At 55.8% G+C, this 25,419-nt stretch carries 24 protein-coding genes, 1 tRNA gene and 1 other RNA gene; 12 read left to right on the forward strand and 14 right to left on the reverse strand.

Annotated elements, in window-relative coordinates:
- Positions 1-5 precede the first annotated feature (5 nt).
- The 6 genes from H650_RS24625 to H650_RS13190 form a co-directional block, all read right to left on the reverse strand.
- Positions 6-103, reverse strand: a non-coding RNA gene (locus H650_RS24625) — RtT sRNA.
- A gap of 56 nt (positions 104-159) precedes the next feature.
- Positions 160-236 (reverse strand) — tRNA-Pro (locus H650_RS13170).
- 91 nt (positions 237-327) lie between these two features.
- A complete protein-coding gene (eptB, locus tag H650_RS13175) occupies positions 328-2,010 on the reverse strand; it encodes a kdo(2)-lipid A phosphoethanolamine 7''-transferase (protein WP_020455686.1) in 1,683 nt (560 codons plus the stop codon).
- A gap of 214 nt (positions 2,011-2,224) precedes the next feature.
- Positions 2,225-2,656: an organic hydroperoxide resistance protein gene (locus H650_RS13180; RefSeq protein WP_017458241.1), complete on the reverse strand. Its 432-nt coding sequence runs from the start codon at positions 2,654-2,656 to the stop codon at positions 2,225-2,227.
- A 115-nt stretch (positions 2,657-2,771) separates the two neighbouring features.
- Positions 2,772-3,974, reverse strand: coding sequence for an L-lactate MFS transporter (locus H650_RS13185; protein WP_020455687.1), 1,203 nt, complete (start codon positions 3,972-3,974; stop codon positions 2,772-2,774).
- A gap of 242 nt (positions 3,975-4,216) precedes the next feature.
- Positions 4,217-4,906: an autotransporter domain-containing protein gene (locus H650_RS13190; RefSeq protein WP_020455688.1), complete on the reverse strand. Its 690-nt coding sequence runs from the start codon at positions 4,904-4,906 to the stop codon at positions 4,217-4,219.
- 148 nt (positions 4,907-5,054) lie between these two features.
- Between H650_RS13190 and tag the strand changes: the two genes are divergently transcribed.
- Both tag and H650_RS13200 read left to right on the forward strand, forming a co-directional pair.
- A complete protein-coding gene (tag, locus tag H650_RS13195; protein WP_020455689.1) occupies positions 5,055-5,633 on the forward strand; it encodes a DNA-3-methyladenine glycosylase I in 579 nt (192 codons plus the stop codon).
- On the forward strand, positions 5,614-6,060 hold the full coding sequence (locus H650_RS13200; RefSeq protein WP_020455690.1) for an N-acetyltransferase: 447 nt from the start codon (positions 5,614-5,616) through the stop codon (positions 6,058-6,060). Before tag ends, H650_RS13200 begins: the two co-directional genes overlap by 20 nt.
- Here H650_RS13200 and H650_RS13205 read toward each other — a convergent pair.
- On the reverse strand, positions 6,023-8,353 hold the full coding sequence (locus H650_RS13205) for a molybdopterin guanine dinucleotide-containing S/N-oxide reductase (protein WP_020455691.1): 2,331 nt from the start codon (positions 8,351-8,353) through the stop codon (positions 6,023-6,025). The two genes, H650_RS13200 and H650_RS13205, sit on opposite strands and share 38 nt — an antisense overlap.
- Before the next feature lie 190 nt (positions 8,354-8,543).
- Here H650_RS13205 and H650_RS13210 point away from each other — a divergent pair, with 190 nt between their 5' ends.
- The 5 genes from H650_RS13210 to ghrB all read left to right on the forward strand — a co-directional run bounded on the left by H650_RS13210 (position 8,544) and on the right by ghrB (position 13,710).
- Positions 8,544-9,560: a LacI family DNA-binding transcriptional regulator gene (locus tag H650_RS13210; protein WP_020455692.1), complete on the forward strand. Its 1,017-nt coding sequence runs from the start codon at positions 8,544-8,546 to the stop codon at positions 9,558-9,560.
- Between the two features lie 112 nt (positions 9,561-9,672).
- Entirely contained in the window at positions 9,673-10,434 is a 762-nt protein-coding gene (locus tag H650_RS13215; protein WP_020455693.1) for a sugar phosphate isomerase/epimerase family protein, read from the forward strand.
- Positions 10,427-11,368, forward strand: coding sequence for a sugar kinase (locus H650_RS13220; protein WP_020455694.1), 942 nt, complete (start codon positions 10,427-10,429; stop codon positions 11,366-11,368). Before H650_RS13215 ends, H650_RS13220 begins: the two co-directional genes overlap by 8 nt.
- Positions 11,369-11,449: 81 nt before the next feature.
- On the forward strand, positions 11,450-12,739 hold the full coding sequence (locus H650_RS13225) for an MFS transporter (RefSeq protein ID WP_020455695.1): 1,290 nt from the start codon (positions 11,450-11,452) through the stop codon (positions 12,737-12,739).
- The gene (gene ghrB, locus H650_RS13230; protein WP_020455696.1) at positions 12,736-13,710 is read left to right on the forward strand and encodes a glyoxylate/hydroxypyruvate reductase GhrB; all 975 of its coding nucleotides are present in this window, start codon (positions 12,736-12,738) and stop codon (positions 13,708-13,710) included. The genes H650_RS13225 and ghrB overlap by 4 nt, the downstream gene beginning before the upstream one ends.
- 58 nt (positions 13,711-13,768) lie before the next feature.
- On the opposite strand, the gene H650_RS13235 is transcribed toward ghrB, so the two are convergent.
- Complete coding sequence (locus H650_RS13235; RefSeq protein WP_020455697.1) at positions 13,769-14,482, reverse strand: DUF3053 domain-containing protein; 714 nt, start codon at positions 14,480-14,482, stop codon at positions 13,769-13,771.
- Between the two features lie 390 nt (positions 14,483-14,872).
- Between H650_RS13235 and H650_RS13240 the strand changes: the two genes are divergently transcribed.
- Complete coding sequence (locus H650_RS13240) at positions 14,873-15,166, forward strand: HTH-type transcriptional regulator (protein ID WP_020455698.1); 294 nt, start codon at positions 14,873-14,875, stop codon at positions 15,164-15,166.
- Positions 15,167-15,211: 45 nt separating this feature from the next.
- Here H650_RS13240 and H650_RS13245 read toward each other — a convergent pair whose 3' ends face one another.
- On the reverse strand, positions 15,212-16,831 hold the full coding sequence (locus H650_RS13245; protein WP_020455699.1) for an ABC-F family ATP-binding cassette domain-containing protein: 1,620 nt from the start codon (positions 16,829-16,831) through the stop codon (positions 15,212-15,214).
- 412 nt (positions 16,832-17,243) lie between these two features.
- Here H650_RS13245 and H650_RS13250 point away from each other — a divergent pair, with 412 nt between their 5' ends.
- From H650_RS13250 to H650_RS13260, 3 genes are read left to right on the forward strand one after another with little or no spacing between them, the layout of a single operon-like run.
- Positions 17,244-17,615 carry a response regulator gene (locus tag H650_RS13250; protein ID WP_020455700.1) on the forward strand — a complete coding sequence of 124 codons (372 nt, stop codon included), beginning with the start codon at positions 17,244-17,246 and terminating at the stop codon, positions 17,613-17,615.
- Positions 17,612-18,259: a chemotaxis protein CheC gene (locus H650_RS13255; RefSeq protein WP_020455701.1), complete on the forward strand. Its 648-nt coding sequence runs from the start codon at positions 17,612-17,614 to the stop codon at positions 18,257-18,259. The genes H650_RS13250 and H650_RS13255 overlap by 4 nt, the downstream gene beginning before the upstream one ends.
- Positions 18,256-19,218: a GGDEF domain-containing protein gene (locus H650_RS13260; RefSeq protein WP_020455702.1), complete on the forward strand. Its 963-nt coding sequence runs from the start codon at positions 18,256-18,258 to the stop codon at positions 19,216-19,218. The genes H650_RS13255 and H650_RS13260 overlap by 4 nt, the downstream gene beginning before the upstream one ends.
- Before the next feature lie 56 nt (positions 19,219-19,274).
- Here the strand turns inward: H650_RS13260 and glyS are convergent, their stop codons facing one another.
- The 3 genes from glyS to H650_RS13275 form a co-directional block, all read right to left on the reverse strand.
- Entirely contained in the window at positions 19,275-21,344 is a 2,070-nt protein-coding gene (gene glyS / locus H650_RS13265) for a glycine--tRNA ligase subunit beta (protein WP_020455703.1), read from the reverse strand.
- 9 nt (positions 21,345-21,353) lie between these two features.
- Positions 21,354-22,265, reverse strand: a complete 912-nt coding sequence (glyQ, locus tag H650_RS13270; RefSeq protein WP_020455704.1) for a glycine--tRNA ligase subunit alpha — start codon at positions 22,263-22,265, stop codon at positions 21,354-21,356.
- 136 nt (positions 22,266-22,401) lie between these two features.
- On the reverse strand, positions 22,402-22,701 hold the full coding sequence (locus H650_RS13275) for a YsaB family lipoprotein (RefSeq protein WP_020455705.1): 300 nt from the start codon (positions 22,699-22,701) through the stop codon (positions 22,402-22,404).
- Positions 22,702-22,873: 172 nt separating this feature from the next.
- On the opposite strand from H650_RS13275, the gene H650_RS13280 reads away from it, so the two are divergent.
- Positions 22,874-23,869: an acyltransferase gene (locus tag H650_RS13280; protein ID WP_044489522.1), complete on the forward strand. Its 996-nt coding sequence runs from the start codon at positions 22,874-22,876 to the stop codon at positions 23,867-23,869.
- On the opposite strand, the gene H650_RS13285 is transcribed toward H650_RS13280, so the two are convergent.
- Both H650_RS13285 and H650_RS13290 read right to left on the reverse strand, forming a co-directional pair.
- Positions 23,862-24,782: a GlxA family transcriptional regulator gene (locus H650_RS13285; RefSeq protein WP_020455707.1), complete on the reverse strand. Its 921-nt coding sequence runs from the start codon at positions 24,780-24,782 to the stop codon at positions 23,862-23,864. The two genes, H650_RS13280 and H650_RS13285, sit on opposite strands and share 8 nt — an antisense overlap.
- Positions 24,782-25,318 carry an isochorismatase family protein gene (locus tag H650_RS13290; protein WP_020455708.1) on the reverse strand — a complete coding sequence of 179 codons (537 nt, stop codon included), beginning with the start codon at positions 25,316-25,318 and terminating at the stop codon, positions 24,782-24,784. Before H650_RS13290 ends, H650_RS13285 begins: the two co-directional genes overlap by 1 nt.
- Positions 25,319-25,419: the final 101 nt, after the last annotated feature.

Here is a 25,419-nt window from a genome sequence, read left to right on the forward strand (position 1 = left end):
TCTCTGATGACTCGCCACTGCGTGGCTCACCCTGCGGGCCGTTACTGAAGCAACGTTCTCTCGCTACGCCCGGGTCGAACCTCTGCCCCCGCAGGCTCTCATCCTCTTTCGGGTGCAAGAAGCAAAAAACCCAACCTTGCGGTTGGGTTTTTCTGAATTTGGTCGGTGATAGAGGATTCGAACCTCCGACCCCTTCGTCCCGAACGAAGTGCGCTACCAGGCTGCGCCAATCACCGAATGCGGGGCGCATCTTACTGCCGCCGACATGCCCCGTCAATCCCTTCGTGTAAAAAAGCTAACTGACTGGTGATAAAGCCAGCAAGCGGCTTATTTCGCCGTCTGCGACGGCAAATGGCACCAGTTGTTGTTCTCATTAATCCCGCCGTTCGGCGAGGTATAACCCAGGCATCCCATGATGGTGTCGTACAGCTCAACATGGCGGCGCGGCGTTTTAAATGCCGCCTGCTGCTTGAGCTGCGCGAACATCTGCGCCTTCTGCGGATCCTGCAAATATTTGTCCGACATCCAGACCATCATCGGCACGCGGAATTGCTCCGGCGGTGCCATTTTGCGCGGTGTGCCGTGCAGATGCTCTTTCTCATTGATTGACTCACCATGATCGGCGGCATAGAACACAATCGCTTTGCGATCGCGCACCTTATCAATCACCGTATCGATAAAGTGATCAACATATGTCACCGAGTTATCGAAGGAGTTAATCAGCTCTTCCTTACTGCACTTATCATCCACGCTCACACACTCTGGCGTCCATTTCGCAAAATCGCGCGGATAGCGCTGCGTATAGTTAAAGTGCGAGCCTTTGGTATGCATAATAATCAATCGCTTACCGCGAGTACCTTTATCCAGCGAGGCCTGCAGTTCATTAATCAGCAGCATATCATCGACGTTTTTGCCACGGTTGCGCGGCTCGGCGCCAATCTGCTCGCGGTACGCAATGTTGTCGGCCATGGTGTTGCTGTAGAACCACATCTCGCTCTGCATAGCGTATAAATCGCTGGAAAAACCGAGCTGTTTCAGTACCGCAAAGACGTTTTGCTCTTTCAGCGTGCGCTGCGGGTTATCATCCGCCCCGCCCTCACGCACAAACATACAGCGCAGGGAGAGTTTGGTCGCGGTATCACAGGAGTAACCACGGAACGCCACCAGGTTTTTCTCCTGCGCCAGTTTCGGCGTGGTATCACGGGAGTAGCCCAGCATCCCCATATGATCCCAGCGAGTGGTCTCGCCGATGATAAACACCACCATGGTGTCGTCGATATCTTTCGGCGCGACATAAGTAAATTTTTTCGCCGGGTTGATCAGCGATTTGTAGTCGGAAGATTCATCTACCTGGGCCCAGGCATACAAGCCCAGCGCTGAAAGCCAGTTCGATGGCAGATAAGAGTTTGCCACCACGCCGCCATAGCTTGGCATATCGACACCGGACGTCCGCTCCGCGTTTTTCTGCTGCAAGTCGAGCAGACGAATCGGTCCCCAGACCATTAAACCAGCCAGCAACACGATGCTCACGCTGCGAATGCGCGCGCCCGGTGTGCTCAACTGGCGCAGCAACGTGTCGCGACAGCGGTTACTCCAGATGGAAAGCAACGGCAGTGCGCTGACCAGCACCACCCATGCGATGAGCTGCCAGCCCACCACCTCTTTGGAGAGATCAATATCCGTGGTCATCACCGAGGCGATAATGCCGTAACCGATCACCACGTTAAGAAACGTCATGTAATAGCTGGCGGCAGCGGAGAAAATAACCACCAGCGACGCCAGCACACGCCAGACCCGGCGACCCAGCAGCGACAAAAGGCGTAGCAGAAAGAAGGTGACCAGCACCGTACCAATGAGTTCAACAACCGCCGAGATCCCTTTCAAAACGGTGAACGCTTGTGCATAACCATCAAAGCGACGGTAGAACACAGCGCAATTCATAAACAGACCGATATATATCGCCAGCAGGAAGCTGAGCTTCTGCTGCGTCATCGCTTTGATATAAGTCATGCAAGCAACTCTGAAGAAAGAAAAAAGCACCTGGCGAACGTTATTCGCTAACGTCCGCAGGGTGATAACACGCGAAGGAAGTTTTCCTGGAAACTTCAAAAGCGCGCTAAGTAGACCATAGCGGCGCGGAAAAGTGTCATGAGGAAGCGCTAACCGGCCATATCTTTACAAAAAAATATGGCCGGGGTCAGAAAACCGTAACAGAAATGGGCTATCAGGAGGTGATCACGTTCAGCTTCACATCAATATTGCCGCGGGTCGCATTCGAATACGGACAAACGATGTGTGCTTTCTGTACCAGCGCTTCCGCTTCCTGGTGATCCATGCCCGGCAGGTGAATATCCAGCTGCGCTTCGATACCAAAACCGGTCGGCAACGGGCCAATGCCTACCTGTCCTTCAATGTAGGCTTCCTGCGGCACTTTCTTTTTCTCTACCGACGCAACATGTTTCAGCGCCCCCAGGAAACAGGCGGAGTAACCTGCGGCAAAAAGCTGCTCCGGGTTGGTCACTTCACCACCCGCGCCGCCCATCTCTTTCGGCACGCCCAGCTTCACATCCAGCACGCCATCAGAGGAGGTTGCACGACCATCGCGGCCCCCGGTTGCTTTCGCTTTCGCACGATAAACCACTTTTTCTAAAGACATTTGAGACTCCTTTAGTAGGTAGAACCTGACCAATAAGGATAGTCGCTCTGGCGGGAGTGTGCGGCAGATACAGAAAAACCGCCGACATTGCGGCGGTTTCTGCACTGTTTTACCTTCAGGCGTGCGCTTCTTTGTAAACGCGGCGTTGCGGCTGGCGAATGGTGGTAGAGAGTGCCAGAGAAACAATCAGCAGGGCGAAGATGACGCAGAAGGTGACATAGAAGCCGCCAAACAGTGAAGCAATAATCGACCCGCAGATACTGCCGATACCGAAGCCCAGATAAATCACACCGTAGTTTTTCGCCAGATTGTTCAGGCCGAAGAACTCGCTCACCAGCGACGGGAACACGGTGAGATTACCGCCAAAGTTAAACGCTACGCAGGCGATAGCGGCGAAAAAGGTCATGGCGTTCAGCGGTGCGAACAGCAGCGCCGCCATACCGACCAGAGAAATCACCTGGCCCAGCGTAATCACACGGATGCGGGAAATTTTGTCAGACAGCACGCCCAGCACCAGACGTCCACTGAGGTTAGCGATGGCAATAACGGTCACCGCACTTGCCGCTGTCAGCGAGTCTAAATGCACCATGCCCTGCGCGATATCTTTCGCCACACCAATCACATACAGGCCGCTCATGCAGGAAGTCAGGAACATCACCGCCAGCATCCAGTACTGCGGTTTACGCATGGATTGCGCCAGCGTGAAGTCGTTTTCTACTACGCCGTTTGCAGTGGTGACTTTTTGCAGCGGCGCATCGGTCATCAGCATCGCGCCAAAAACGATCATCACCAGTACAATCGCGCCCCAGATCATAAATGTGCTTTCCAGGCCGACGCTGGCTAACAGCTGGCTGTCGATAAATTTAAAACCCAGGCTGCCAAGGCCGTAAGAACCGATGGAGAAGGCGGAGATCAGCCCTTTGCGCTCCGGGAACCACTTCACGCAGTTGGAAAGCGTCAGCAAGTAACCTGCGCCATCCGCCACACCGACCAACACACCGGCGCTCAGCCACAGCATCAGCAGGTTGCTGGAGTGCGCAGTAAGGAAGAAACCCAACCCCAGCAGCAGGCCGGAAGCGATAGTGACGCGTTTTACGCCAAAACGTTCCTGTAATTTCCCGGCGACAGAAGAAGAGAGCGCCAGGCCAAGGCTCAGCAGACCAAACGAGAAAGCCACCTGGCTTACCGGCTCGCCCAGTTTTTCCGAAAGCGAGCTATTAAACAGACTCCAGGTATAAACGGACCCTAAGGCAAACTGCGTAATAATGGTGCCGACCAGTGTCAGCCAGCGAGTGTGATGAGCAGATGGTGTATTCATGGCAGTTGTCCTGCAAAAAAAGAGAAGGAATTCACTGCCGACAACAATAACGAAGCGCATTTCACGCCTGGCTAAAAAAGGCATGAAATGCGCGTCAGAAGGAATGAAATGCACGTAAGCGGGAATGAATGGCACGGGCATCACTTCACGCGCCGAAACCTGAATGTGAGTTAGTACATACTATCGCGATAAAACGCGCGGTGATTGTTTCTTAAGTGTAAAAAGTTTGTTTTAAATAGCGATCAGAACCGCGCGCTTACGCCCATACTGTAGAGATAATTTTGCCCAAAGGTGGCATTTTCCGACTGCGACATTGCTGCGTAAGCCGCCAGATGTGGATTCAGCAGCATGTCCGCGCCGAGTGTGACATCCATCCAGTTGCCGTATTGGTTGGCGGCGGTTAAGCGGTAAAGACCAGACTGGCTCTTCCAGACATTTTCGCCAAATTGCTGGTTGAAACTGATTTGCGCCCACGGGCGAAGATCGCCAAAGCGGCTATCCACGCGCCAGCCAAGCGAGCTTACGCTGGCGTGCCACAGCGGATCGCTGTACTGCATGGTGGTCGCGCTGTCGCCAAATTCGTTATACATTGAGGTCATTGAGCCATCGTAATGCCACACCGCAACCGGGCCGGTGGTCACGCTGCTCGCCAGCGGAATATTCAGGCCAATGCTCATGGTGCTGATGGAATCCAGCGGGGTTTCATCGGGCAGATTAAACGCCACGCCGGGCAAGTTTTGCGTCGAGCGGATGCGCTCTTCAAGAATGTCGTTATAACGCGGCTGCCGATCGCTATCCCAGGTGTAGCGTTCGGCGGTCACATTCAGTTTGTCGCTGCCACTGTATTCTTGTTGCCAGGCCGCTGCCGTCTGGCAAAAAAGCAGACAAGCAGGCAGCAGCACCAGCGAAAGGCCACTGCGGTTTATTTTCATCAAGTTGCGACTCCAGAGAAGAGCCGAATTCGGCGTAATTGTTATCGTTGTTTGTTAGGGTCAAGACCCTTTAATAAATATTGTCTTTCTGGGGTGTGCGTCAAGACAGGCAGAGGTTTATTTTACATATCACAGACGGAGTAAGGATATGCAGCGTTGTGGTTGGGTTACTCAGGATCCGCTTTATCTCACTTACCATGATACCGAGTGGGGTGTGGCGCAAAAGGACGGTAAAAAGCTGTTCGAGATGATCTGCCTCGAGGGGCAACAAGCAGGGTTATCGTGGATTACCGTTTTGAAAAAAAGGGAAAACTACCGCAAAGCTTTCCATCAATTTGAGCCTGAACGCGTCGCCGCAATGACCGCTGAAGAGGTAGAAATATTGTTGCAAGACGCCGGCATTATTCGTCATCGCGGCAAGATTGAAGCAATCATCGGCAACGCCCGCGCCTATCTGGCGATGGCGCAAAACGGCGAGCCATTTTCGGAATTTGTCTGGGGTTTTGTTGATAACACCCCGCAACTCACCCAGGCCGCCACGCTGGCGGAAATCCCCACCTCCACTCCGGCGTCAGATGCGTTATCAAAAGCGCTGAAAAAACGCGGCTTCAAATTTGTCGGCACCACCATTTGTTACTCATTTATGCAGGCGTGTGGGCTGGTCAACGACCATATTACCGGCTGTTTCTGTCATCCCGGAGGAAAGCATGATCCGCGCGTGGCGTAGCAAGGATCTGTCGCCGTTGCTCGCGCTGTGGATGGAGAGCACAAGCTTTGCCCATCCGTTTATTGATGTGCGCTACTGGCAGGACAGCGAAGCGCTGGTGCGCGATGCCTATTTGCCGGTGGCAAAAACCTGGGTCTGGGAAGAGAACGGCGAGCTGCAAGGCTTTATCAGTGTGATGGACGCGCAGTTTATCGGGGCGCTGTTTGTGCGCCCCGCCGCGATTGGCCGTGGCATTGGCAAAGCGCTGATGGATCACGCCAAACAGCGCTTTAACTGGCTAAGCCTCGAGGTGTATCAGAAAAACGAGCGGGCAGTGAATTTCTATCATGCGCAGGGCTTTCGTATCGAAGATAGCGCCTGGCAGGAGGAAACCCGCCACCCGACGTGGATCATGAACTGGCAGGCGGATCAAACGCCGTCAGCGTAAGCGCCGGCCCCTGATATTTCTCTACCCACGCCAGCGCCGTATTCCCGGCGCAGCCATTGCCCAGCCGTGAGCTGGGCAGATCTTTGGTGAGCACATTCACCGCGCCGTTTTTACAGATGCCGCCCGCCGCAGGGTCAAGATCCGGCCACGCGCCTTCGTGAATGCAGATCACGCCAGGTTTAATCCCATCAGTTACCACCGCGCCCGCCAGTACCTGCCCACGTTGGTTCCACACGCGTACCACATCCCCCGCAACAATCCCGCGCGCTTTCGCATCCGCAGGATGCAGCGTGACAGGTTCGCGACCAGCAACAGCATACGTTTCCCGCAAGCGGGAATAGTTAAGCTGGCTGTGCAGGCGATGCGCCGGATGCGCGGAAAGCACCTGTAATTGTTGCGGTTGTGCGTTGCCATGCCATTCATCCGGCTCCAGCCACATTGGATGCGGCGGGCAATCGGCATAACCGAAGCTGTTAATCCGCTCGGAGAAAATCTCGATTTTTCCGCTCGGCGTTTTCAACGGGTTGGCTTGCGGATCGCGGCGAAAATCCGCAAAGCGAACAAAGCGCGCATTCTGCTCGCTCTCCGGCATTTCAATAAGCTGGTTCGCCTGCCAGAACTCGGCGAACGGCGGCAGCGTCACCTGCTGGCTGGCACCGCGCTCGGCAGCAATGTTGTAGAACGTCTCCAGCCATTGCAGGTCGTTTTTGCCTTCGGTAAAACGCTCGCGGCCGCCCGCTTCCCAGCGTTCACTCAGCTCGGCAAACACCTCCCAGTCATCGCGCGCTTCATATTGCGGCGCAACGACCTGCTTCATCGGCACCAGATGCTGGTTGCTGTAATCACCGGTCATCGTCAGATCGTTACGTTCAAACGAGGTGGTCGCCGGCAACACAATATCCGCGTGTTTCGCCGCCGCCGTCCAGAAGCATTCAGAAATTACCACCAGCTCCGGTTTTTGCCAGGCGCGAATCAGCCGGTTGGTATCCTGGTGATGGGTAAAGTTCGCACCGCCCGCCCACCAGACAAAGCGAATATCCGGGAAGTGGCGATCCATACCGTTGTGCTGATACGGCGCGCCGGGGTTTTCCAGCGCTTCGACAATGCGCGCAACGGGGATTTTATCCACCGCGTCAACGCCATCTTTCACCGTGCCCTGCATTGAGGCCAGCACCGCCGCGCGGCGCGTTGGGTTGCCGCCATTGGCGAAATGGTAAGAGAGACCAAAACCGCCACCGGGCGTACCGATTTGCCCCAGCATCGCCGCCAGCGTCACCAGCATCCAGTGTTTTTGCTCGCCGAACTGCTGGCGCTGCATTCCCCAGCCGGACATCAGCATGGTGGTGTTTTCGTGGAAAAGTGCCGCCAGTTCGCGAATTTTGTCGGCAGTAACACCACAAATCTCTGCGGCCCACTCGGCGGTTTTTGCCACGCCGTCACGCTCGCCGGTCAGGTAGGTAGCGAACGTGTCATAACCGACAGTGTAGCGGGAGAGGAAATCCGCATCCTGCCAGCCATTTTCCACCAGCGTATGCGCAATACCGAGCATCAGCGCGACGTCGGTTCCCATGTGTGGCGCAATCCATTCCATGCTGTCGCCAAAGAAATCAACGGTTTCCGAACGCATCGGATCGATGCAGATCACCCGCTTACCGCTTTTGCGCAGCGCATCGAAATAGGGAATGCCCTGCTCGTCGGTAGCGTTCCAGGCTATTTTCAGCGTGTTAAGCGGGTTAGCGCTCCACAGCACCACCACTTCGCTGTGTTCGAGGATAAGCGGCCAACTGGTTTGCTGCTGATACACTTCGTTGCCGCCGACGACATGCGGCATGATCGCCTGCGCCGCACCAGTAGAGTAATCGCCCAGATGCCCGGTATACCCTCCGGCAAGGCTCATATAGCGTTGTAACAAGGTCGCCGCTTTGTGCAGCACGCCGTTGGAACGCCAGCCATAAGAACCGGCGAAAATCGACGACGGACCGTAAGTTTCACGGATGCGCTGGTGCTGCTGATGAATCAGCGTCAGCGCTTCATCCCAGCTAACGCGCACAAACTCATCCTGGCCGCGCACACCCTGCGGGCTGGAAGGTGAAGCGAGAAATCCTTTACGCACCATCGGGTAGCGCACGCGCGTTGGGCTGTGGACCTGATCCTGCACAACGGTTTGCAGTGAGTTGGGGTGACGCGTCGGCAGCGCGCCGCGCGAAGCGAGCACCTTTTCGCCATCGGTGTCGACCAGCATCGGCCCCCAGTGGGCAGCCGTGAGAACAGTTTTGATTGCAGAGTTTGCCAACGCGTGCTCCTGGATAGGTTGCAGGTGGTGTCGATTTTGTTTTGCGCTCTATCATCCACAGCAGCAGCGCGATAGCAAAGAATTAAACGTCATTACGCTCACACTGCGGGTGATAAGCCTCGCTTAGTGCTTGATTGCGCGCTATTTCGCGTTAAGGTGTGGGCAACCATTCACGGTGAGGGAAGCAACCATGGCGAAAACGGCGCGGCCAACAATCAGCGATGTCGCGAAAGCGGCAAAAACGGGAAAAACCAGTATTTCACGCTACCTGAATGGTGAAAAACATCTGCTTTCCGCCTCGCTGCTGGCACGTATTGAGCAGGCGGTTGCCGATCTCGACTACCGCCCAAGCCTGATGGCGCGCGGGTTAAAGCGCGGTCGTACCCGCCTGATTGGCCTGATCATTGCTGACATCACCAACCCCTATTCGGTGCATGTGCTGAGCGGCATTGAAGCTGCCTGTCGCGAAAAAGGGTTCACACCGTTGATGTGTAACACCAACAATGAAGTCGATCAGGAGCTGCATTACCTCGACCTGCTGCGCAGTTACCAGGTGGAGGGAATTGTGGTTAACGCTGTAGGGATGCGTGAAGAGGGGCTAAACCGGCTGCAACAATCCTCGCTGCCGATGGTGCTGATTGACCGCAAAATCCCCGATTTCGCCTGCGATGTGGTTGGGCTGGACAACACCCAGGCTGCCACCACCGCCACCGAGCACCTGATTGAACAGGGCTTCGAAGCGCTGTTGTTCCTGAGTGAACCGCTGGGCTCGGTGAATACCCGCCGCGAACGGCTGGCCGCGTTTCGCGCAACGCTTGCCCGTTACCCCGGCATGGTGGCGGAAAACGCCGAAATTGTGCTGCATGAAGCCGCACAGCTCGATAATACCCTGCGCCAGTTCCATGCCAGCCACCGGGGAATGCGCAAAGCTGTTATCTCCGCCAACGGCGCGCTCACCCTGCAAGTGGCGCGTTCACTAAAACGTATCGGCCTGAACTGGGGCAGCGACATTGGTCTGCTCGGTTTCGATGAGCTGGAGTGGGCCGAGCTGGCAGGCGTTGGCATCACCACCCTTAAACAACCAACCTGGCAAATTGGCTTTGCCGCCGTCGAGCAAGTCGTGCGGCGCATTGAAGGCCACAGCGACACGGTTCGCGAGCACGTTTTTTCCGGCGAACTGATCGTGCGCGGTTCTACAGCGCGTTAAATAACCTTCGTGATGACGATCATAATTCCGGCACAGTGCACTTTTCTTTGGAACCGGTTCCATCTAGCGTTAAAGACATACGAAAGCGAGAAAGTCGCCCGGGAGTCGGACAATGCAGAGAAAAATTATCGTCGTCACCGCCGCTTACGGCCACACGCGCATCGAGGCGCTGGGCGGGCAAATTGCCCTGCTGCCGATTATTGCCGAAGCCGGAGCCGACGGCGTTGAGATCCGCCGCGAGCTGTTAAGCGAAGAGGCGTTAACCCATCTGGCCTCGCTGGCCTTCGCCATTGACCTGCACAACCTGCAAGTCTGTTATTCCGCGCCGGAAGCGCTGTTCGAAGCGGATGGTGCACTGAACCCGCGCTTACCGGCTCTGCTGGCAGAAGCGCAGACGCTGAAAGCCCAGTGGTTAAAAGTCTCGCTCGGCCACTTTCACCATCACGCTACGCTGGAAACGCTGCGCGACTGGCTGGCGACCAGCCCGGTACCGCTGGTGGTGGAAAACGACCAGACCGCCTGCGGCAAGCTCGCGCCGATGCTGCGCTTTAAAGCCGCCTGTCATACGTTGGCGCTGCCGGTGAGTTTAACCTTCGATACCGGTAACTGGCTGTGGGTTGGTGAAACACCTGAAAACGCCGCACGCCAGCTTGCGCCTGCGGTCAGTTATATCCATGTCAAAGCCGCTGTGACCCATGGCGACAGTTTCCGCGCCGTACCGCCGGACACTGCCGATGCCCGCTGGCTGGCGCTGCTGAATAACTTACCGGCCGATGCGCCGCGCGGTATCGAATTCCCGCTTGAGGGCGAGGATCTGACCGCCGTTACCCGTCATTACGTTAATTTGTTACGCGAGGAGTCCCATCATGCATAAACCGCTGGATGTCATCACGATTGGCGAAGCGATGGCGATGTTTGTCGCCAGCGAAACCGGCGATCTGGCCGATGCCGGGCAGTTTATCAAGCGGGCGGCAGGCGCGGAGCTTAATGTCGCCACCGGGCTGGCGCGACTGGGTTTGCAGGTCTGTTGGGTAAGCCGCGTCGGCGATGACAGCTTCGGGCGCTTTATCCTCAATACGCTGCGTAAAGAAAATATCAGTACCGCTGGCGTGACGCTCGACGGGCGTTATGCCACCGGCTTTCAACTGAAATCTAAAGCCGAAAATGGAACCGATCCCATCGTGGAATATTTCCGTAAAGGCTCGGCGGCCAGCCACCTCTCGACAGACGATTTTCACGCGGCGCTGTTTAACGAAGCCCGCCATTTACATCTCAGCGGTGTGGCGGCGGCGCTGTCCGCCTCCTCTTACGCACTGCTGGAACATGCTGCACAAAGCATGAAAGCGCAGGGCAAAACCATTTCATTTGACCCTAATCTGCGACCGGTGCTGTGGAAAAGCGAAGCGGAGATGGTGGAAAAGCTCAACCGCCTCGCCTTTCAGGCCGACTGGGTTCTGCCAGGGTTGAAGGAGGGGATGATTCTGACGGGCGAAAACACGCCGCAAGGGATTGCCGATTTCTATCTGCAACGCGGCGTCAAAGCGGTGGTGATCAAAACCGGTGCCGATGGCGCGTGGTTTAAAACCGCCAGCGGAGAACAGGGCGCCGTTGCGCCAGTAAAAGTGGAGAACGTCGTCGATACGGTCGGTGCCGGGGACGGCTTCGCCGTGGGTGTAATAAGCGCCCTGCTGGAAGGCAAAACCTTGCCCGAAGCGGTACGCCGCGGTAACGCCATCGGCGCGCTGGCTATCCAGGTGCCGGGCGACAGCGAAGGATTGCCAACCCGTGCGGAACTGGGCGCGCTGTAACGCACCCTGCCGCCAAAACATGATTCACCGCTCTGTACCCTACAAACAGGCGGTTACCACCTCAACCACAGAGGCAACCTTATGAACGCTACAAATTCAACAAAACGCTGGCTGTATATCATGCCGATCGTGTTCATTACCTACAGCCTGGCCTATCTCGATCGCGCCAACTTTAGCTTTGCTTCCGCTGCCGGGATTAACGACGATTTAGGCATCACCAAAGGCGTCTCCTCGCTGTTAGGCGCGCTGTTCTTTCTTGGCTACTTCTTTTTCCAGATCCCGGGTGCGGTGTACGCCGAACGCCGCAGCGTGCGCAAGCTGATCTTTATCTGCCTGATCCTGTGGGGCGGGTGTGCATCGTTAACCGGCATGGTGAGTAATATCCCGATGCTGGCCGCCATCCGCTTTATCCTCGGCGTGGTGGAAGCCGCCGTGATGCCCGCGATGCTTATCTATATCAGCAACTGGTTCACCAAGTCCGAACGTTCACGCGCGAACACGTTCCTGATCCTCGGTAATCCGGTGACCGTGCTGTGGATGTCGGTGGTGTCCGGTTATTTGATCCAGTCCTTCGGCTGGCGAGAAATGTTCATTATCGAAGGTATTCCGGCGGTGATTTGGGCGTTCTGCTGGTGGGTACTGGTAAAAGATAAACCCGCGCAGGTGAACTGGCTGTCGAACAGTGAGAAAACCGCGCTGCAAACCCAGCTTGATAAAGAACAACAGGGCATTAAAGCGGTACGCAACTACAGCGAAGCCTTCCGCTCACGCAATGTGGTACTGCTGTGCCTGCAATATTTCGCCTGGAGTATTGGCGTTTATGGTTTTGTCCTGTGGCTGCCATCGATTATTCGCAGCGGTGGTGAAAACCTGGGCATGGTGGAAGTCGGCTGGCTCTCCGCCGTGCCTTACCTGGCGGCGACGCTGGCGATGATCCTCGCCTCGTGGGCATCCGACAAGCTGCAAAACCGCAAACTGTTCGTCTGGCCGCTGCTGCTGATTGGCGCGTTTGCCTTTATCGGCTCGTGGGCGGTTGGCGCGAACCACTTCTGGGTCTCTTATTCACTGCTGGTGGTTGCTGGCGCGGCGATGTACGCCCCTTATGGGCCTTTCTTCGCCATTATTCCTGAAATGCTGCCGCGCAATGTCGCCGGTGGGGCGATGGCGCTCATCAACAGTATGGGCGCGCTGGGCTCCTTCTGCGGCTCCTGGGTGGTGGGTTATCTCAACGGCGCCACCGGCAGCCCGTCCGCATCGTACATTTTTATGGGGGTGGCGCTTTTCGCCTCCGTATGGCTTACTTTAATTGTTAAGCCTGCTAACAATAAGCAGATTCCGGCAGGCGCACCATCACAAGGGAGAACCGCATGAAGCCATCCATCATCCTGTACAAAGCCTTGCCCGATGATTTGCTGCAACGTCTGGAAACGCATTTCACCGTGACCCGCGTGGCGAACCTGAAACCGGAAACGGTGGCGCAACACGCTGAAGCCTTCGCCAGCGCGCAAGGGTTGCTGGGTTCCAGCGAAAAAGTGGACAGCGAACTGCTGGAGAAAATGCCGCAGCTACGCGCCACGTCGACTGTCTCGGTAGGCTATGACAACTTTGATGTGGATGCGCTAAACGCACGCAAAATTCTGCTGATGCACACCCCGACCGTGCTGACGGAAACGGTCGCCGATACCATCATGGCGCTGGTGCTGAGCAGCGCGCGCCGCGTGGTGGAAGTGGCTGAGCGGGTGAAAGTGGGCGAATGGACATCCGGCATTGGCCCAGACTGGTTTGGTGTTGATGTGCACCATAAAACGCTGGGTATTATTGGCATGGGGCGCATCGGGCTTGCGCTGGCACAGCGCGCGCACTTCGGTTTCGGCATGCCGATCCTCTACAACGCGCGTCGCCACCACACCGAGGCGGAAGAGCGCTTCCAGGCCCGCTATTGCGATTTAGACACGCTGCTGAAAGAGTCCGATTTCGTCTGCCTGGTGCTGCCGCTGACGGACGAGACGCATCATCTGATTGGCAAGAAGCAGTTCGAGATGATGAAAAAATCGGCCATCTTTATTAATGCCGGGCGCGGCCCGGTAGTTGATGAAGCGGCGCTGATCGACGCGCTGAAAAACGGCGAGATCCACGCCGCCGGGCTGGATGTCTTTGAGCAAGAGCCACTGCCGGTTGATTCGCCATTGCTGTCGCTGCCCAATGTCGTGGCGCTGCCGCACATCGGTTCTGCGACTCATGAAACGCGCTACAACATGGCGGAGTGCGCGGTAGATAACCTGATCGACGCGCTGAACGGCAAGGTTGAGAAAAACTGCGTTAACCCGCAAGTGGCGCGCTAACGCAAAGCGCAATAAAAAAGAGGCGAACCTGTCGCCTCTTTTTTTTGCCTGCGCCGGATTACTGCTGCGTGGCGGTAACGGCTGCTGTCCAGGCCTGGTTGAACGCCTGATGCTGCGCGGCCAGCGGCGCAATCAGCGCGTTATACTGGCTGGCCTGCTGCGACGTCGGGAACTGAATGCCGTTGGCAACAAAGCTCACCTGTGTGTCCTGTTGAGCAATAAAATCACCCACCTGAACCAGTTGCTGGGTAAATACCTGCGCCGCCGGGATCAGCGGTTGCAGAGCATTTGCCGGATTAGTGACCACTTTGGTAAACACCTGATCGTAAACCGGTTTTAGATCGTCAGCCTGCTTTAACGCGGCATGCGACGCATCGGCCTGCATTTTTGCGTTTTGCAGTTGCTGGCTCAGCACCCCCAGCGAACCGTTGGCCTGGCGAAGCGGTTCACGCTGCGTCATATAATCCTGCGGCACACGGATAGCATTAACGCTGTCCACCACCGGACGCAGACCGGAGTCCATCGCCTGGTTAACCTGCTGGGAATAGCCATAAATCACAGCATAATCAGAGACAAACGGGCCAAACTGTTTCTTCTGATCCGCCGTCAGCGCGGGCAGTCGTTCGCTGCTGCGCATGGCCGTATTTTGCAGGAAATCGATAAACGCCTTGCGCTGATCGCCTTCTTTGTCGAAACACCCACTCAGGCTTACTACCATTAATAACGCCGCAAGAGGCGCGAACCAGCGAGAGCAGGACTTTCCTGTCGCCATTTTGTTACTCCTTTCACCCATAAAAGCGCATACCGGCACACGCGTGCCTGAAGGCTTACAAGAATAGTCCAGGTCTGCTTCGCAAGATACCCCTTCAATGCATTCTTAAACGCGCGAAACCGACCTGGCATGAAATTTTCCGCGAATTGGTACAGATTATTCTTAATCGAAAATTCTGCTGAAGGTTTACAAAAATATACTGAATAAAAGCAGCCTGAGCGTAATCAAGCAATTAAGCGGTAACGGAAAGTCAAAACGTGCATTTCAACAGCATCAAAACGTTTCGACGCATAAATAATCACTGGCGCAACCACCACACCAGGAATTTTCACGACTATTCTTAATGAGCTGTATCACGATCCCGCTGTGTGATTTTACGAGGAGTTCTCGATGGAATATAAAGATCCAGAATTTGAGCTGTTGAGCAGCCTGGAACAAATTGTTTTTAAAAATGACGTAACGCAGCCGGTAACCCTGAGCAAGAAGCAGAATTACTTTAGTGACTTTGAACAATTGCGACGTGGAACCGGGCTTAAAATTGATGACTTCGCTCGTGCCATGGGAGTCTCAGTATCGATGGTGCATGAATGGGAATCACAACGTATAAAACCCACTGCCACCGAGATGAAACTGATGCGTCTGATTCATGCGAACCCAACGCTCAGTAAGCAGTTAATTGAATAAATAGTGATGGTAGAACCCCCGATAATCCGGGGGTTAATGTCCACCTTACTCCGCTTCGCAGTACCAGCCCTCTTCCCGCCATACCAGACTGTGCGTAAGCTTTAATCCCTGAAGAAATGACGCATCATGAGACACCACCAGCATCGCGCCAGGAAATGTCGCCAGTGCCGCTTCAATCGCCTGCGTTGACGCCAGATCGAGGTGGTTCGTCGGCTCATCCAGCAGCAGCAACTGCGTGGCATCACGCCGCCACAGTACGCACGCCAGCGCCGCTTTTAAACGCTCCCCGCCGCTCAGCGCCGCCATCGGTAACACCACTTTATCTGCCCCCAGTTGCAGTTGCGCCAGACGGGTGCGCAGCAGGCCCTCCTCCATCGGCGTATCGCCAGCATTGAGATGTGCCAGCACCGATAACGAGAGATCGAGCTGCGATAAGTGCTGATCGAGGTACGCGCAGGTAACCGCGCGCTGGCACAGTCCGGCGCGGGGAGCCAGCTCACCGAGGATCACTTTCAGCAGCGTCGATTTACCGCAACCATTCGGCCCGCGCACCGCTACGCGCATTGGGCCGTCCATTCGCCAGTTAAGCGGAGGAAGCGCTACGTGCGGCAGCAGCACATCCTCCATCACCAGCACCTGCTTACCTTCAGGAAGATGGCTGCCAGGCAGCGTAAACAGTACCGGCATCTCCTCTTCCACCCGTTCGCGCGCCTGGTTAACGGCGGTGTTAAGCGTGTCATTCTGATCGCGGTGCTGCTTGCGCCAGCTATCGGGGCGCTCTTTCGCCGCGTTCTTGTATTTTACGCGTTCAAACGAGGCGATATTTAACGAATCCACCGTTCGCAGCGTCTGCGCCGAGCGCCGCTGGCTGGCATCATGCTCTTTTTGCATCCTGCTGCGGGTACGGCGACGCTCGTTGACGGCGTGTTCAAGCATTGCCCGCGCGGCTTGCTGTTCCGCATCGCGCTGGCGCTGATAGTCGTCATAATTACCGCCATAACTGCGCAACCCGGCGGACGTGAGCTCAAGAATGCGCGGCATCAGCGCCAGCAATTCGCGATCGTGAGTCGCCACCAGCGCCCCACCGTTTCGCTGCGCCAGCTGTGCGTAAAACCACTCACGCCCCTGCCTGTCGAGGTGGTTGGTCGGTTCATCCAGCAGCAGATAATCTGTCCTGGCGATAAACGCACTGCATAACAGTGCCCGCACGCGCTCGCCACCGCTCAGCGTAATGGCAGGTCTATTCGGGTCAAAAGCGGGAAGTCTGGCGTCAGAAAAAGCCGCTGCCAGGCGTTCCGGCAGATCCCAGTAGCCTTCAAGTTTGTCGAGATCGTCGGGCTGGTAAGCGCCCTGTTCGACGCGCTCGCGGGCCGCGAAAACGTCTGTGTAACCAAGCAGTTCCGCAAGCGTGGTATGCGCGGAAACCGCGTGCTGCTGTGCAACATACGTATGTGTGCCGAAGCGTTCGATATGCCCGCTGGCAGGTATGGCTAGCCCGGCAAGCAGACGGAGTAATTGTGTTTTGCCCACGCCATTGCGCCCCACCAGGCCGCACAGTGACGGTTCAAGGGAGAGGGTAAGCGGGCCAAAAAGCGTCTCGCCCGTCGCAAACTGACAGGTGAGCTGATGCAAAATAAAAGCGGGGATCTGGGCGCAATGAGCCATAAGCACTCCTGAATGAAATCAATACATCCCCTGCCGACGCCTGCGCGTTTAGCAAGGATCCGAGTTCATCAGTCGTGTTTGTTCATTTTCAGAAAGCGCTCCGGTGAGACGAGAAGTTCGTCGCGGCAAAGAATAGCCGCATCATCTGCCCTCTTCAAGGCTAAATTTTCACCATCTCGTCATAAAGAGGCTAATCATTTGCATGTTATTGCCGATGAATATGGTGACTTAACCAAAAGCAGCAGGCCGTGCGTGTAAACCGGGAAGAGAATTTAACAAAGGAAAATACGAAACAGCGCGTTATGTGAAACATAACGATGTTGAGACGTTAAGCCGCATTCATCAGGGAAGAGAGCCACCCCGGGCGCTGTGCATTGTCCTTTTCAGGCAATGAATCACCAGACGAGAATGAATGATGTCGAAATATATCCTGATTGTCGATGACAGCCGCCTGTCACGCATGATTTCACGCCAGTATGTGCTCAGCCTGCACAAGGACTGGAAAATCGACGAAGCCGGAACGGGCGAAGAGGCGATCGAACTGGCATCGGCGCACACACCTTTTGCGATCCTGCTGGATGTAAACATGCCGGGTATTGGCGGCATGGAAACCGCTTCGCGCATCCGCCAGACGCACCCAGGCACGCATATCATTCTGCTCACCGCCAACGTTCAGCACTCCATACAAACCGCTGCGCAAACGCTCGGTCTTGGCTTCCTGCCAAAACCGCTGAAAGAGCCGCAACTCCACGCGTTGTTGAACGATCTGGAGGCACATCCATGAGCGAATTGCCGGATATCAGCGAAATTGAAACCGACAGCCTGATGGAGATTTTTAACATCGGTGTCGGTCAGGCCGCCGCCGCGATGAGCAATATCGTCAATGAAGAAGTGCGTATGTCGGTGCCGACGATCCGCTTTACGCCGCGCTCTGAAGCCGCTGAAGAGTTAGGCGCGGGCATCTCGTTATTCGGTATTAGCCAGCACTATCAGGGCGCGTATGCCACCGAAGCGATTTTGATGTTTCCTGAAGCCGCCAGTTTTGAAATTGTGCGCATGATGGTCGGCGACCTGATCCCCGCCCATGAGTTGGGCGAGATGGAACGCGAAGCGATAAGCGAAATCGGTAATATTGTGCTCAACGCCTGTGTCGGGACGCTGGCCAATATGTTCCAGAAAGAGCTGCAAGGTTCGCTGCCCGTCGTTCGTGTGGGCAGTAGCAAGCAGATCCTCAATCCGAATAAAGATGACAACGACCCGCTGGTGATGATGCTGCGCATCGATTTTGCGCTTGAGCGCCAGCAGATTCAGGGATATCTCGCCTTTATCCTTGATATGTCCGCGCTGCGTGACTTACGTGAACAGATCCGGCTTTATATCAGCCGCGTAGAAACCGGCAGTGTTCCAGACGGAATGCATTGGAAATGAAAGATACGTTGCTGTTTGATGCCTTTTCATCTTTAAGCCTCGGTGTGATCATTGTTGATGCACACTACCGTATCGCCCTGTGGAACGCGTGGTTAGAAACGCACACCGGGCGTGCGGCCTGCGACACGGTTGGTGAGGATTTTTTTAGCGTATTTCCCGACCTGGTGTATCACCGTGTCGGCGATGCGATTCGTCAGGCTATTGGCCACAATTTATCTGCCCTGCTTTCGCAATCTTTGCACCGTTCACCCTTCCCGCTCTACGCCGAACCGTCACGCCCCGGCGCGCGCCTGAGCCAGGCGGTCACCATTGTGCCGTTAGGCGAGACGGAACGTTATTGCCTGATTCAGATAGTCGATGTTACCGCCGCCGTGCGCCGCGAATCCTTACTGCGTGAACAGGCGCATGAGCTTTTATCGCAATCGCTGTCCGATGGGCTTACCGGCGTGGGTAACCGCCGTTATTTCGATCTGTGCATTGAGCGTGAATGGCGCGCCAGCAAGCGCAATAACAAGCCGCTGTCGCTGCTGCTGATTGATGTGGATTATTTCAAACTTTATAACGACTGCAATGGTCACCAGCGCGGTGACGAGTGCTTACAGCAAATCGCCACCGCGATGCGCGGCGCGCTGAAAAACCCTGCCGATGTCCTGTTCCGTTACGGCGGCGAGGAGTTCTGCGCCCTGTTGCCTGAAACCCGCTGTGCTGATGCCGTTGAGCTCGCCGAGACACTCCGCACCAGCGTCCAGTTGCTGGATTTGCCCCACGCCAGTTCCCCTGGCGGTATCATCAGCGTCAGTATTGGCGTCGCCAGTCTTTGCCAGAAAAGCCACACCGAGTACGGGCAGCTTATCCAGAGCGCCGACAATGCGCTGTATGAAGCCAAGCGAGCAGGCCGTAACAACGTTCGCGTCAATTCGACGTTTGACCCTTACCCCGGCGAACAAAACACGCCGTAGCCCTGACGCCAGACATAAAAAAACCCGCCGCAGCGGGTTTTTTATTGCCATGACGATTACTGCAGCAGAGAGATATCCGCCACCTGCAGGAACAGTTCACGCAGTTTAGACAGCAATGTCAGACGGTTGATACGCACGTCTTTGTCGTCGGCATTCACCATCACGTTCTCAAAGAACTCATCCACCGGCTCGCGCAGCTGCGCCAGTTCGATTAATGCGTCCTGATAACGGCCTTCGGCAAAGTACGGCTGCAGCTTATCGCGCAGCACCACCAGGTTACCCGCCAGCTTAATTTCCGCCGCTTCTTTCAGCACCGAGGCGTGAACGATATCGTTCAGCGTCTCATCGGATTTCGCCAGGATATTGGAAACGCGCTTGTTCGCTGCCGCCAGCGCCGCCGCTTCGTCGAGCGTACGGAAGTGCGAAACCGCCTTCATACGCGCATCGAAATCTGCCGGTTTGGTCGGACGACGCGCCAGCACCGCCTGAATGGTATCCACGCTGTAGCCTTCGTCCTGATACCAGGCACGGAAACGGCCCAGCATAAAGTCGATCACATCATCGACCACTTTCGCGTTGGTCAGCTTGTCGCCGTACAGACGCACCGCTTCTTCGGTCAGGGTTTGCAGATCCAGCGCCAGGTTCTTCTCAACGATAATACGCAGCACGCCCAGCGCCGCGCGGCGCAGTGCGAACGGGTCTTTATCGCCTTTCGGATGCTGGCCGATACCGAAGATCCCCGCGAGGGTGTCCATCTTATCGGCAATCGCCAGCGCGCAGGCGATCGGGTTTGACGGCAGTTCATCACCGGCAAAACGCGGCTGATACTGCTCGTTCAGCGCCACAGCAACATCTTCTGCTTCGCCGTCGTGACGCGCATAGTGCATGCCCATCACGCCCTGGGTGTCGGTGAATTCGAACACCATGTTGGTCATCAGATCGCATTTGGAAAGTAGGCCCGCGCGCGTGGCGTGATTCACATCCGCGCCAATCTGCCCGGCAATCCAGCCCGCCAGCGCCTGAATACGATCGGTCTTGTCGCGCAGCGTACCCAGTTGTTGCTGGAACAGCACAGTTTGCAGACGCGGCAGATGATCTTCGAGGCGTTTTTTACGGTCGGTATTGAAGAAGAACTCGGCATCCGCCAGACGCGGGCGCACCACTTTTTCGTTACCGGAGATAATCTGCTGCGGATCTTTCGATTCGATGTTAGCGACGAAGATAAAGTTCGGCAGCAGTTTGCCGTCATTGCCATACACCGGGAAGTACTTCTGGTCACCTTTCATGGTGTAAACCAGCGCTTCCGCCGGAACGGCGAGGAATTTCTCTTCGAACTTCGCGGTCAGCACCACCGGCCATTCCACCAGCGAGGTCACTTCTTCCAGCAGGCTGTCGCTCAGATCGGCATTACCGCCAATCTTACGCGCCGCTTCTTCAGCATCCGCTTTGATTTTCGCTTTACGCGCGTCGTAATCGGCAATCACTTTGCCGCGCTCCAGCAGGATTTGCGGGTACTGATCGGCGTTATCGATGGTGAACTCCGGCTCGCCCATAAAGCGGTGGCCGCGAATCACGCGATCGGACTGAATACCCAGAATGGTTGCCGGAATAACGGTGTCGCCCAGCAGCAGCGTAACGGTGTGAACCGGACGAACAAACGTCACATCCGACGCGCCCCAGCGCATCAGTTTCGGGATCGGCAGCTTGCCAAGCGAGTTAGCAATCATGTTCGGCAGCAGCGTTTCCACGCTTTCGCCTTTGACATGCGCACGATAGAGCAGCCATTCACCTTTGTCGGTGGTCAGACGCTCGGCCTGATCGACAGTGATACCGCAACCACGCGCCCAGCCTTCAGCCGCTTTGCTCGGCTTACCTTCCGCGTCAAACGCCTGGGCAATTGCCGGGCCGCGTTTTTCAACTTCGCGATCCGGCTGGGAAGCCGCCAGTTTCGCGACTTTTACCGCCAGACGGCGCGGCGCGGCGAACCACTGCACGTCGCCGTGGGTGACACCCGCCGCATCCAGCTCAGCGGTAACGTTGGCAGCGAAGGACTCGGCCAGGCTGCGCAGGGCTTTTGGTGGCAGCTCTTCGGTGCCGATTTCCACCAGGAAAGTTTTCTCAGACATGGCCGCCTCTTATTTATTTCTGTTACACATCGGGAAGCCAAGGGCTTCACGGGAAGCGTAATACGCTTCAGCCACTGCTTTGGTCAGCGTGCGGATGCGCAGAATATAGCGCTGACGTTCCGTCACGGAGATGGCTTTACGCGCATCCAGCAGGTTGAAGCTATGGGCGGCCTTCAGAATGCGCTCGTAGGCAGGCAGCGGCAGCGGGTTTTCAAGCGCCAGCAGCTGCTGCGCTTCTTTTTCATACTGCTCGAAGCAGGTGAACAGGAAGTCAACATCCGCGTATTCGAAGTTGTAAGTGGATTGCTCCACTTCATTTTGATGGAACACGTCGCCGTAAGTGGTTTTACCCAGCGGGCCGTCGCTCCAGACCAGGTCGTAAACGCTGTCCACGCCCTGAATGTACATCGCCAGACGTTCCAGACCGTAGGTGATTTCACCGGTAACCGGTTTACACTCCAGACCGCCAACTTGCTGGAAGTAGGTAAACTGCGTCACTTCCATGCCGTTCAGCCACACTTCCCAGCCCAGACCCCAGGCACCCAGCGTCGGGTTTTCCCAGTTGTCTTCCACGAAACGAATATCGTGAATGGTCGGATCCATACCCAGCTCTTTCAGTGACCCGAGGTACAGCTCCTGAATGTTATCCGGAGACGGTTTAATCACCACCTGGAACTGGTAATAGTGCTGTAAACGGTTCGGGTTTTCGCCATAGCGTCCATCGGTCGGACGGCGGGAAGGTTGCACATACGCGGTTGCCATCGGTTCTGGCCCCAGCGCGCGCAGGCTGGTCATTGGGTGCGATGTACCGGCGCCCACTTCCATGTCCAGAGGTTGAACAATGGTACAGCCCTGACGAGCCCAATAATCCTGTAAGGTCAGGATCAGACCCTGAAAGGTCCTGGTATCAAACTTTTGCATATTCTTTCGTGCTGGATACGTGTGGATTTAAAGGAAGCGCCCAGTATACCCGCTGGCTGCAAGATATACAGTACGAAACGGGTTTGTTTAAGGAAAATTGGGGAAAGCACGCGCCGTCGGGCGTGAATCTGGCGGTTTAGCGCATCGAAAGGTGTAAAAATTGGCCTTCCGCGTCAAAAGTGCAGACAAAGGCTTCCCGGCGCGGCGTCATGCCCCGCATTTCATAGCTGCCCTGAAATTGTTCAAAGCCAGTGACATCAATTTGCTGTACGCCAGTGTTGTAACGGCGAGCGGCGTTTTGTCTGCACAAATTTTCCATATCCAGCGAATGTTCGGGGCCGGGTCTGGCTTTTTGCGCTTGCTGCGCGGGAATATCTGCAGAGGCGCTGCAGCCAGCTAATAGCAGTACCAGCGCGGGGACAATACACTTCATCATTTTTATCACTGCCTGCTCGCGGGCTGTTATTTTTAAAGGCGGGGAATGCAAATTTTGCAAATCTGTGCAAAACGCACAAGCAAGAGCGGTAAAACTCAGAATTATCTAATGAGATGGGCAGATAATCTTACAGTCTGAGGGAGTTGTCTTTAACGTGAACACAGAGGAACTGATGCAGTCGAAAATTTACTGGATAGATAATCTGCGAGGGATAGCCTGTTTAATGGTAGTGATGATCCATACCACTACCTGGTACATCACCAATCCCGCCAGCATCACCACTTTCGACTGGAATATCGCCAATATCCTCAACTCCGCTTCACGCGTCAGCGTGCCGCTGTTTTTTATGATTTCCGGCTACCTCTTTTTTGGCGAACGCAGCGCACAGCCGCGCCACTTCTTGCGCATCGCGCTTTGTCTGGTGTTCTACAGCCTTATCGCCCTGCTCTATATCGTGCTGTTCACCTCGATTAACAGCGAGCTGTCGTTGAAAAACCTGCTGCAAAAACCGGTGTTTTATCACCTGTGGTTTTTCTTCGCCATTATCGTCATTTACCTGGTGTCGCCATTGATTCAGGTGAAAGCGCTCAGCGGCAAAATGTTGCTGGCATTAGTGGTGGTGATTGGCATTGTGGCCAACCCGAATACGGTGCCGCAGAAAATCGGCGGTTTTGAGTGGCTGCCGGTCAATCTTTATATTGGCGGGGATACGTTTTACTACATTCTGTACGGCATGCTGGGGCGCGCTATCGGCATGATGGAGACGCAAAAACGGGCATTAAGCTGGGTCTGCGCCGCCCTGTTTTTAGCCGCGGTGTTTGTGATTTCACGTGGTACGCTCAATGAGCTGAAATGGCGCGGTAATTTCGCCGATACCTGGTATCTCTACTGCGGGCCGATGGTCTTTCTTTGCGCCATCGCGCTGTTTACGCTCATCAAAAACACGCTGAATAGCCGCACGCTGCCGGGGTTGACGCTCATTTCTCACCATTCGCTGGGTATTTACGGTTTTCACGCGCTGATTATTCACGCCCTGCGCACGCGCGGCGTTGAAATCCACGCTTCACCGCTGCTCGATATAGTATGGATTTTCACTGCCACGCTGCTGGCGAGCCTGGCGCTGTCGATGCTGGTGCAACGCCTCGACAAACGCCGTTTCGTCAGTTAATGGCACGCTGGCGCGCACGCTGTAGCTGGCGCGGCGAGGAGAAACCGGCGGCAAGTGCGGCCTGCTCGGTGCCGCGCCCTTGCAACAGATACTGTTCGGCAATCACCAGCCGCAGCTGCTCCAGATAATCACGCACGCTGATCCCGAGATGTTGCTGGAACAGGCGCGTTAAATGTCGGGGGCTGACGTGCGCCCGCTCGGCAATGTCGCTCAGTTGCCAGGCTTTTTGCGGCTCCGCCGTCAACGCATCTTGTGCGCGATGCACCGCCGGATGCAGGTGGTTACGGTAGCGCAGCCACGGTGAAATTTGCGGATCTTCCCCGGAACGACGGAACCAGACCACCATTTCCCGCGCTACCGCCAGCGCCGTCTCCGGACCGCAAAACCGGTTAATCAGATGCAGCGCCAGATCAATACCGGAGGTGATGCCCGCACTGGTCCAGATGCTGCGATCCTCAATGAAAATACGGTTCTCTTTGACCAGCGCCGCAGGCGCCACCGCGCGTAAACGGGCAATGACATCATGGTGAGTGGTGCACTGAATGCCGTTCATCAGACCGGCCTTCGCCGCCAGCACCGCGCCGGAACAGACGCACATCAACGTAATGCTCTGGCTGTGGATCAGCGGTTGCAGGCGCATCAGCCAGTGCCGCACCGCGTTCGCCTGCGGCGTATCAAATAACCGTGAGGAATCTGACACACCTGGCAGCACCAGCAGGCTGCCTTCCGGCAAGGTATCCGGTAGCGGTGCAATATTTCCCATCGTCAGGCCAATCGAGGTCGACACACTCGCTTCCGGCCCAACGTAGTGCAGGCGAAAAGCGTTACCTGCCAGCGCGAAGGTTTCCGCCGGGCCGGTCATATCCAGCGCCAGAACGCCGGGCAACATCACAAACCAGACATCTGTGGTCATTACAGTTCCAGAATTTCGTGGACGGTTTTAATGGCAGCGAAGCGGCCTTCCAGCACGGTTTCAGTGCGGTGGCGCAGCGCGTTGCAATCCAGCGTAACCCCTTTATGTGTCATCGGGAAGGTCAGTGTCGCTTCGCTGACAAAGGTCACGCGATACCCCAGATCCGATGCGACGCGCGCGGTGGTTTCACAGCACTGCTCGGTGCGAATACCGCAAATAATCAGGTGGTTGATGTCGCGGCTGCGCAGCCAGTGATCGAGCCCGGTATCGGTAAACGCATTGTGCACATGCTTATAAAACGTTACGGCGGCGCGGTGTTGCAGGAAGGGCATCGGCGTGACAAAACCGCTCTCCAGCGAAAACGGCCCGCTGTCAGCGACATGAAAGATATCGACTACCGGTACGCCACGTGCTTCACAGCCAGCGATAAGCGTGGAGATGGCCTGCTGAAACGCGGCGAAATCCGTATCTTGCCAGTAGTCACGATGGAAAAAAGATTGCTGTGTGTCGATGTTAATCAGCGCGGTGCGGGACATTTCAGGACTCCTTGCTCAGTAGGGTTAACGCTATTGTGGCAAGGAGTTTTGCGCCTGCTAAGACCAAAAAAGGACAACATCATGGTGATTCCAGCCCACCT

It is taken from the genome of Enterobacter sp. R4-368, assembly GCF_000410515.1.
GTDB lineage: Bacteria > Pseudomonadota > Gammaproteobacteria > Enterobacterales > Enterobacteriaceae > Kosakonia.

What these genes read in the sequence shown, in the direction of transcription:
- eptB (WP_020455686.1), bottom strand. Translation starts at nt 2,010, where the DNA reads ATGACTTATATCAAAGCGATGACGCAGCAGAAGCTCAGCTTCCTGCTG.
- H650_RS13180 (WP_017458241.1), bottom strand. Translation starts at nt 2,656, where the DNA reads ATGTCTTTAGAAAAAGTGGTTTATCGTGCGAAAGCGAAAGCAACCGGG.
- H650_RS13185 (WP_020455687.1), bottom strand. Translation starts at nt 3,974, where the DNA reads ATGAATACACCATCTGCTCATCACACTCGCTGGCTGACACTGGTCGGC.
- H650_RS13190 (WP_020455688.1), bottom strand. Translation starts at nt 4,906, where the DNA reads ATGAAAATAAACCGCAGTGGCCTTTCGCTGGTGCTGCTGCCTGCTTGT.
- tag (WP_020455689.1), top strand. Translation starts at nt 5,055, where the DNA reads ATGCAGCGTTGTGGTTGGGTTACTCAGGATCCGCTTTATCTCACTTAC.
- H650_RS13200 (WP_020455690.1), top strand. Translation starts at nt 5,614, where the DNA reads ATGATCCGCGCGTGGCGTAGCAAGGATCTGTCGCCGTTGCTCGCGCTG.
- H650_RS13210 (WP_020455692.1), top strand. Translation starts at nt 8,544, where the DNA reads ATGGCGAAAACGGCGCGGCCAACAATCAGCGATGTCGCGAAAGCGGCA.
- H650_RS13215 (WP_020455693.1), top strand. Translation starts at nt 9,673, where the DNA reads ATGCAGAGAAAAATTATCGTCGTCACCGCCGCTTACGGCCACACGCGC.
- H650_RS13220 (WP_020455694.1), top strand. Translation starts at nt 10,427, where the DNA reads ATGCATAAACCGCTGGATGTCATCACGATTGGCGAAGCGATGGCGATG.
- H650_RS13225 (WP_020455695.1), top strand. Translation starts at nt 11,450, where the DNA reads ATGAACGCTACAAATTCAACAAAACGCTGGCTGTATATCATGCCGATC.
- ghrB (WP_020455696.1), top strand. Translation starts at nt 12,736, where the DNA reads ATGAAGCCATCCATCATCCTGTACAAAGCCTTGCCCGATGATTTGCTG.
- H650_RS13235 (WP_020455697.1), bottom strand. Translation starts at nt 14,482, where the DNA reads ATGGCGACAGGAAAGTCCTGCTCTCGCTGGTTCGCGCCTCTTGCGGCG.
- H650_RS13240 (WP_020455698.1), top strand. Translation starts at nt 14,873, where the DNA reads ATGGAATATAAAGATCCAGAATTTGAGCTGTTGAGCAGCCTGGAACAA.
- H650_RS13245 (WP_020455699.1), bottom strand. Translation starts at nt 16,831, where the DNA reads ATGGCTCATTGCGCCCAGATCCCCGCTTTTATTTTGCATCAGCTCACC.
- H650_RS13250 (WP_020455700.1), top strand. Translation starts at nt 17,244, where the DNA reads ATGATGTCGAAATATATCCTGATTGTCGATGACAGCCGCCTGTCACGC.
- H650_RS13255 (WP_020455701.1), top strand. Translation starts at nt 17,612, where the DNA reads ATGAGCGAATTGCCGGATATCAGCGAAATTGAAACCGACAGCCTGATG.
- H650_RS13260 (WP_020455702.1), top strand. Translation starts at nt 18,256, where the DNA reads ATGAAAGATACGTTGCTGTTTGATGCCTTTTCATCTTTAAGCCTCGGT.
- glyS (WP_020455703.1), bottom strand. Translation starts at nt 21,344, where the DNA reads ATGTCTGAGAAAACTTTCCTGGTGGAAATCGGCACCGAAGAGCTGCCA.
- glyQ (WP_020455704.1), bottom strand. Translation starts at nt 22,265, where the DNA reads ATGCAAAAGTTTGATACCAGGACCTTTCAGGGTCTGATCCTGACCTTA.
- H650_RS13275 (WP_020455705.1), bottom strand. Translation starts at nt 22,701, where the DNA reads ATGATGAAGTGTATTGTCCCCGCGCTGGTACTGCTATTAGCTGGCTGC.
- H650_RS13280 (WP_044489522.1), top strand. Translation starts at nt 22,874, where the DNA reads ATGCAGTCGAAAATTTACTGGATAGATAATCTGCGAGGGATAGCCTGT.
- H650_RS13285 (WP_020455707.1), bottom strand. Translation starts at nt 24,782, where the DNA reads ATGACCACAGATGTCTGGTTTGTGATGTTGCCCGGCGTTCTGGCGCTG.
- H650_RS13290 (WP_020455708.1), bottom strand. Translation starts at nt 25,318, where the DNA reads ATGTCCCGCACCGCGCTGATTAACATCGACACACAGCAATCTTTTTTC.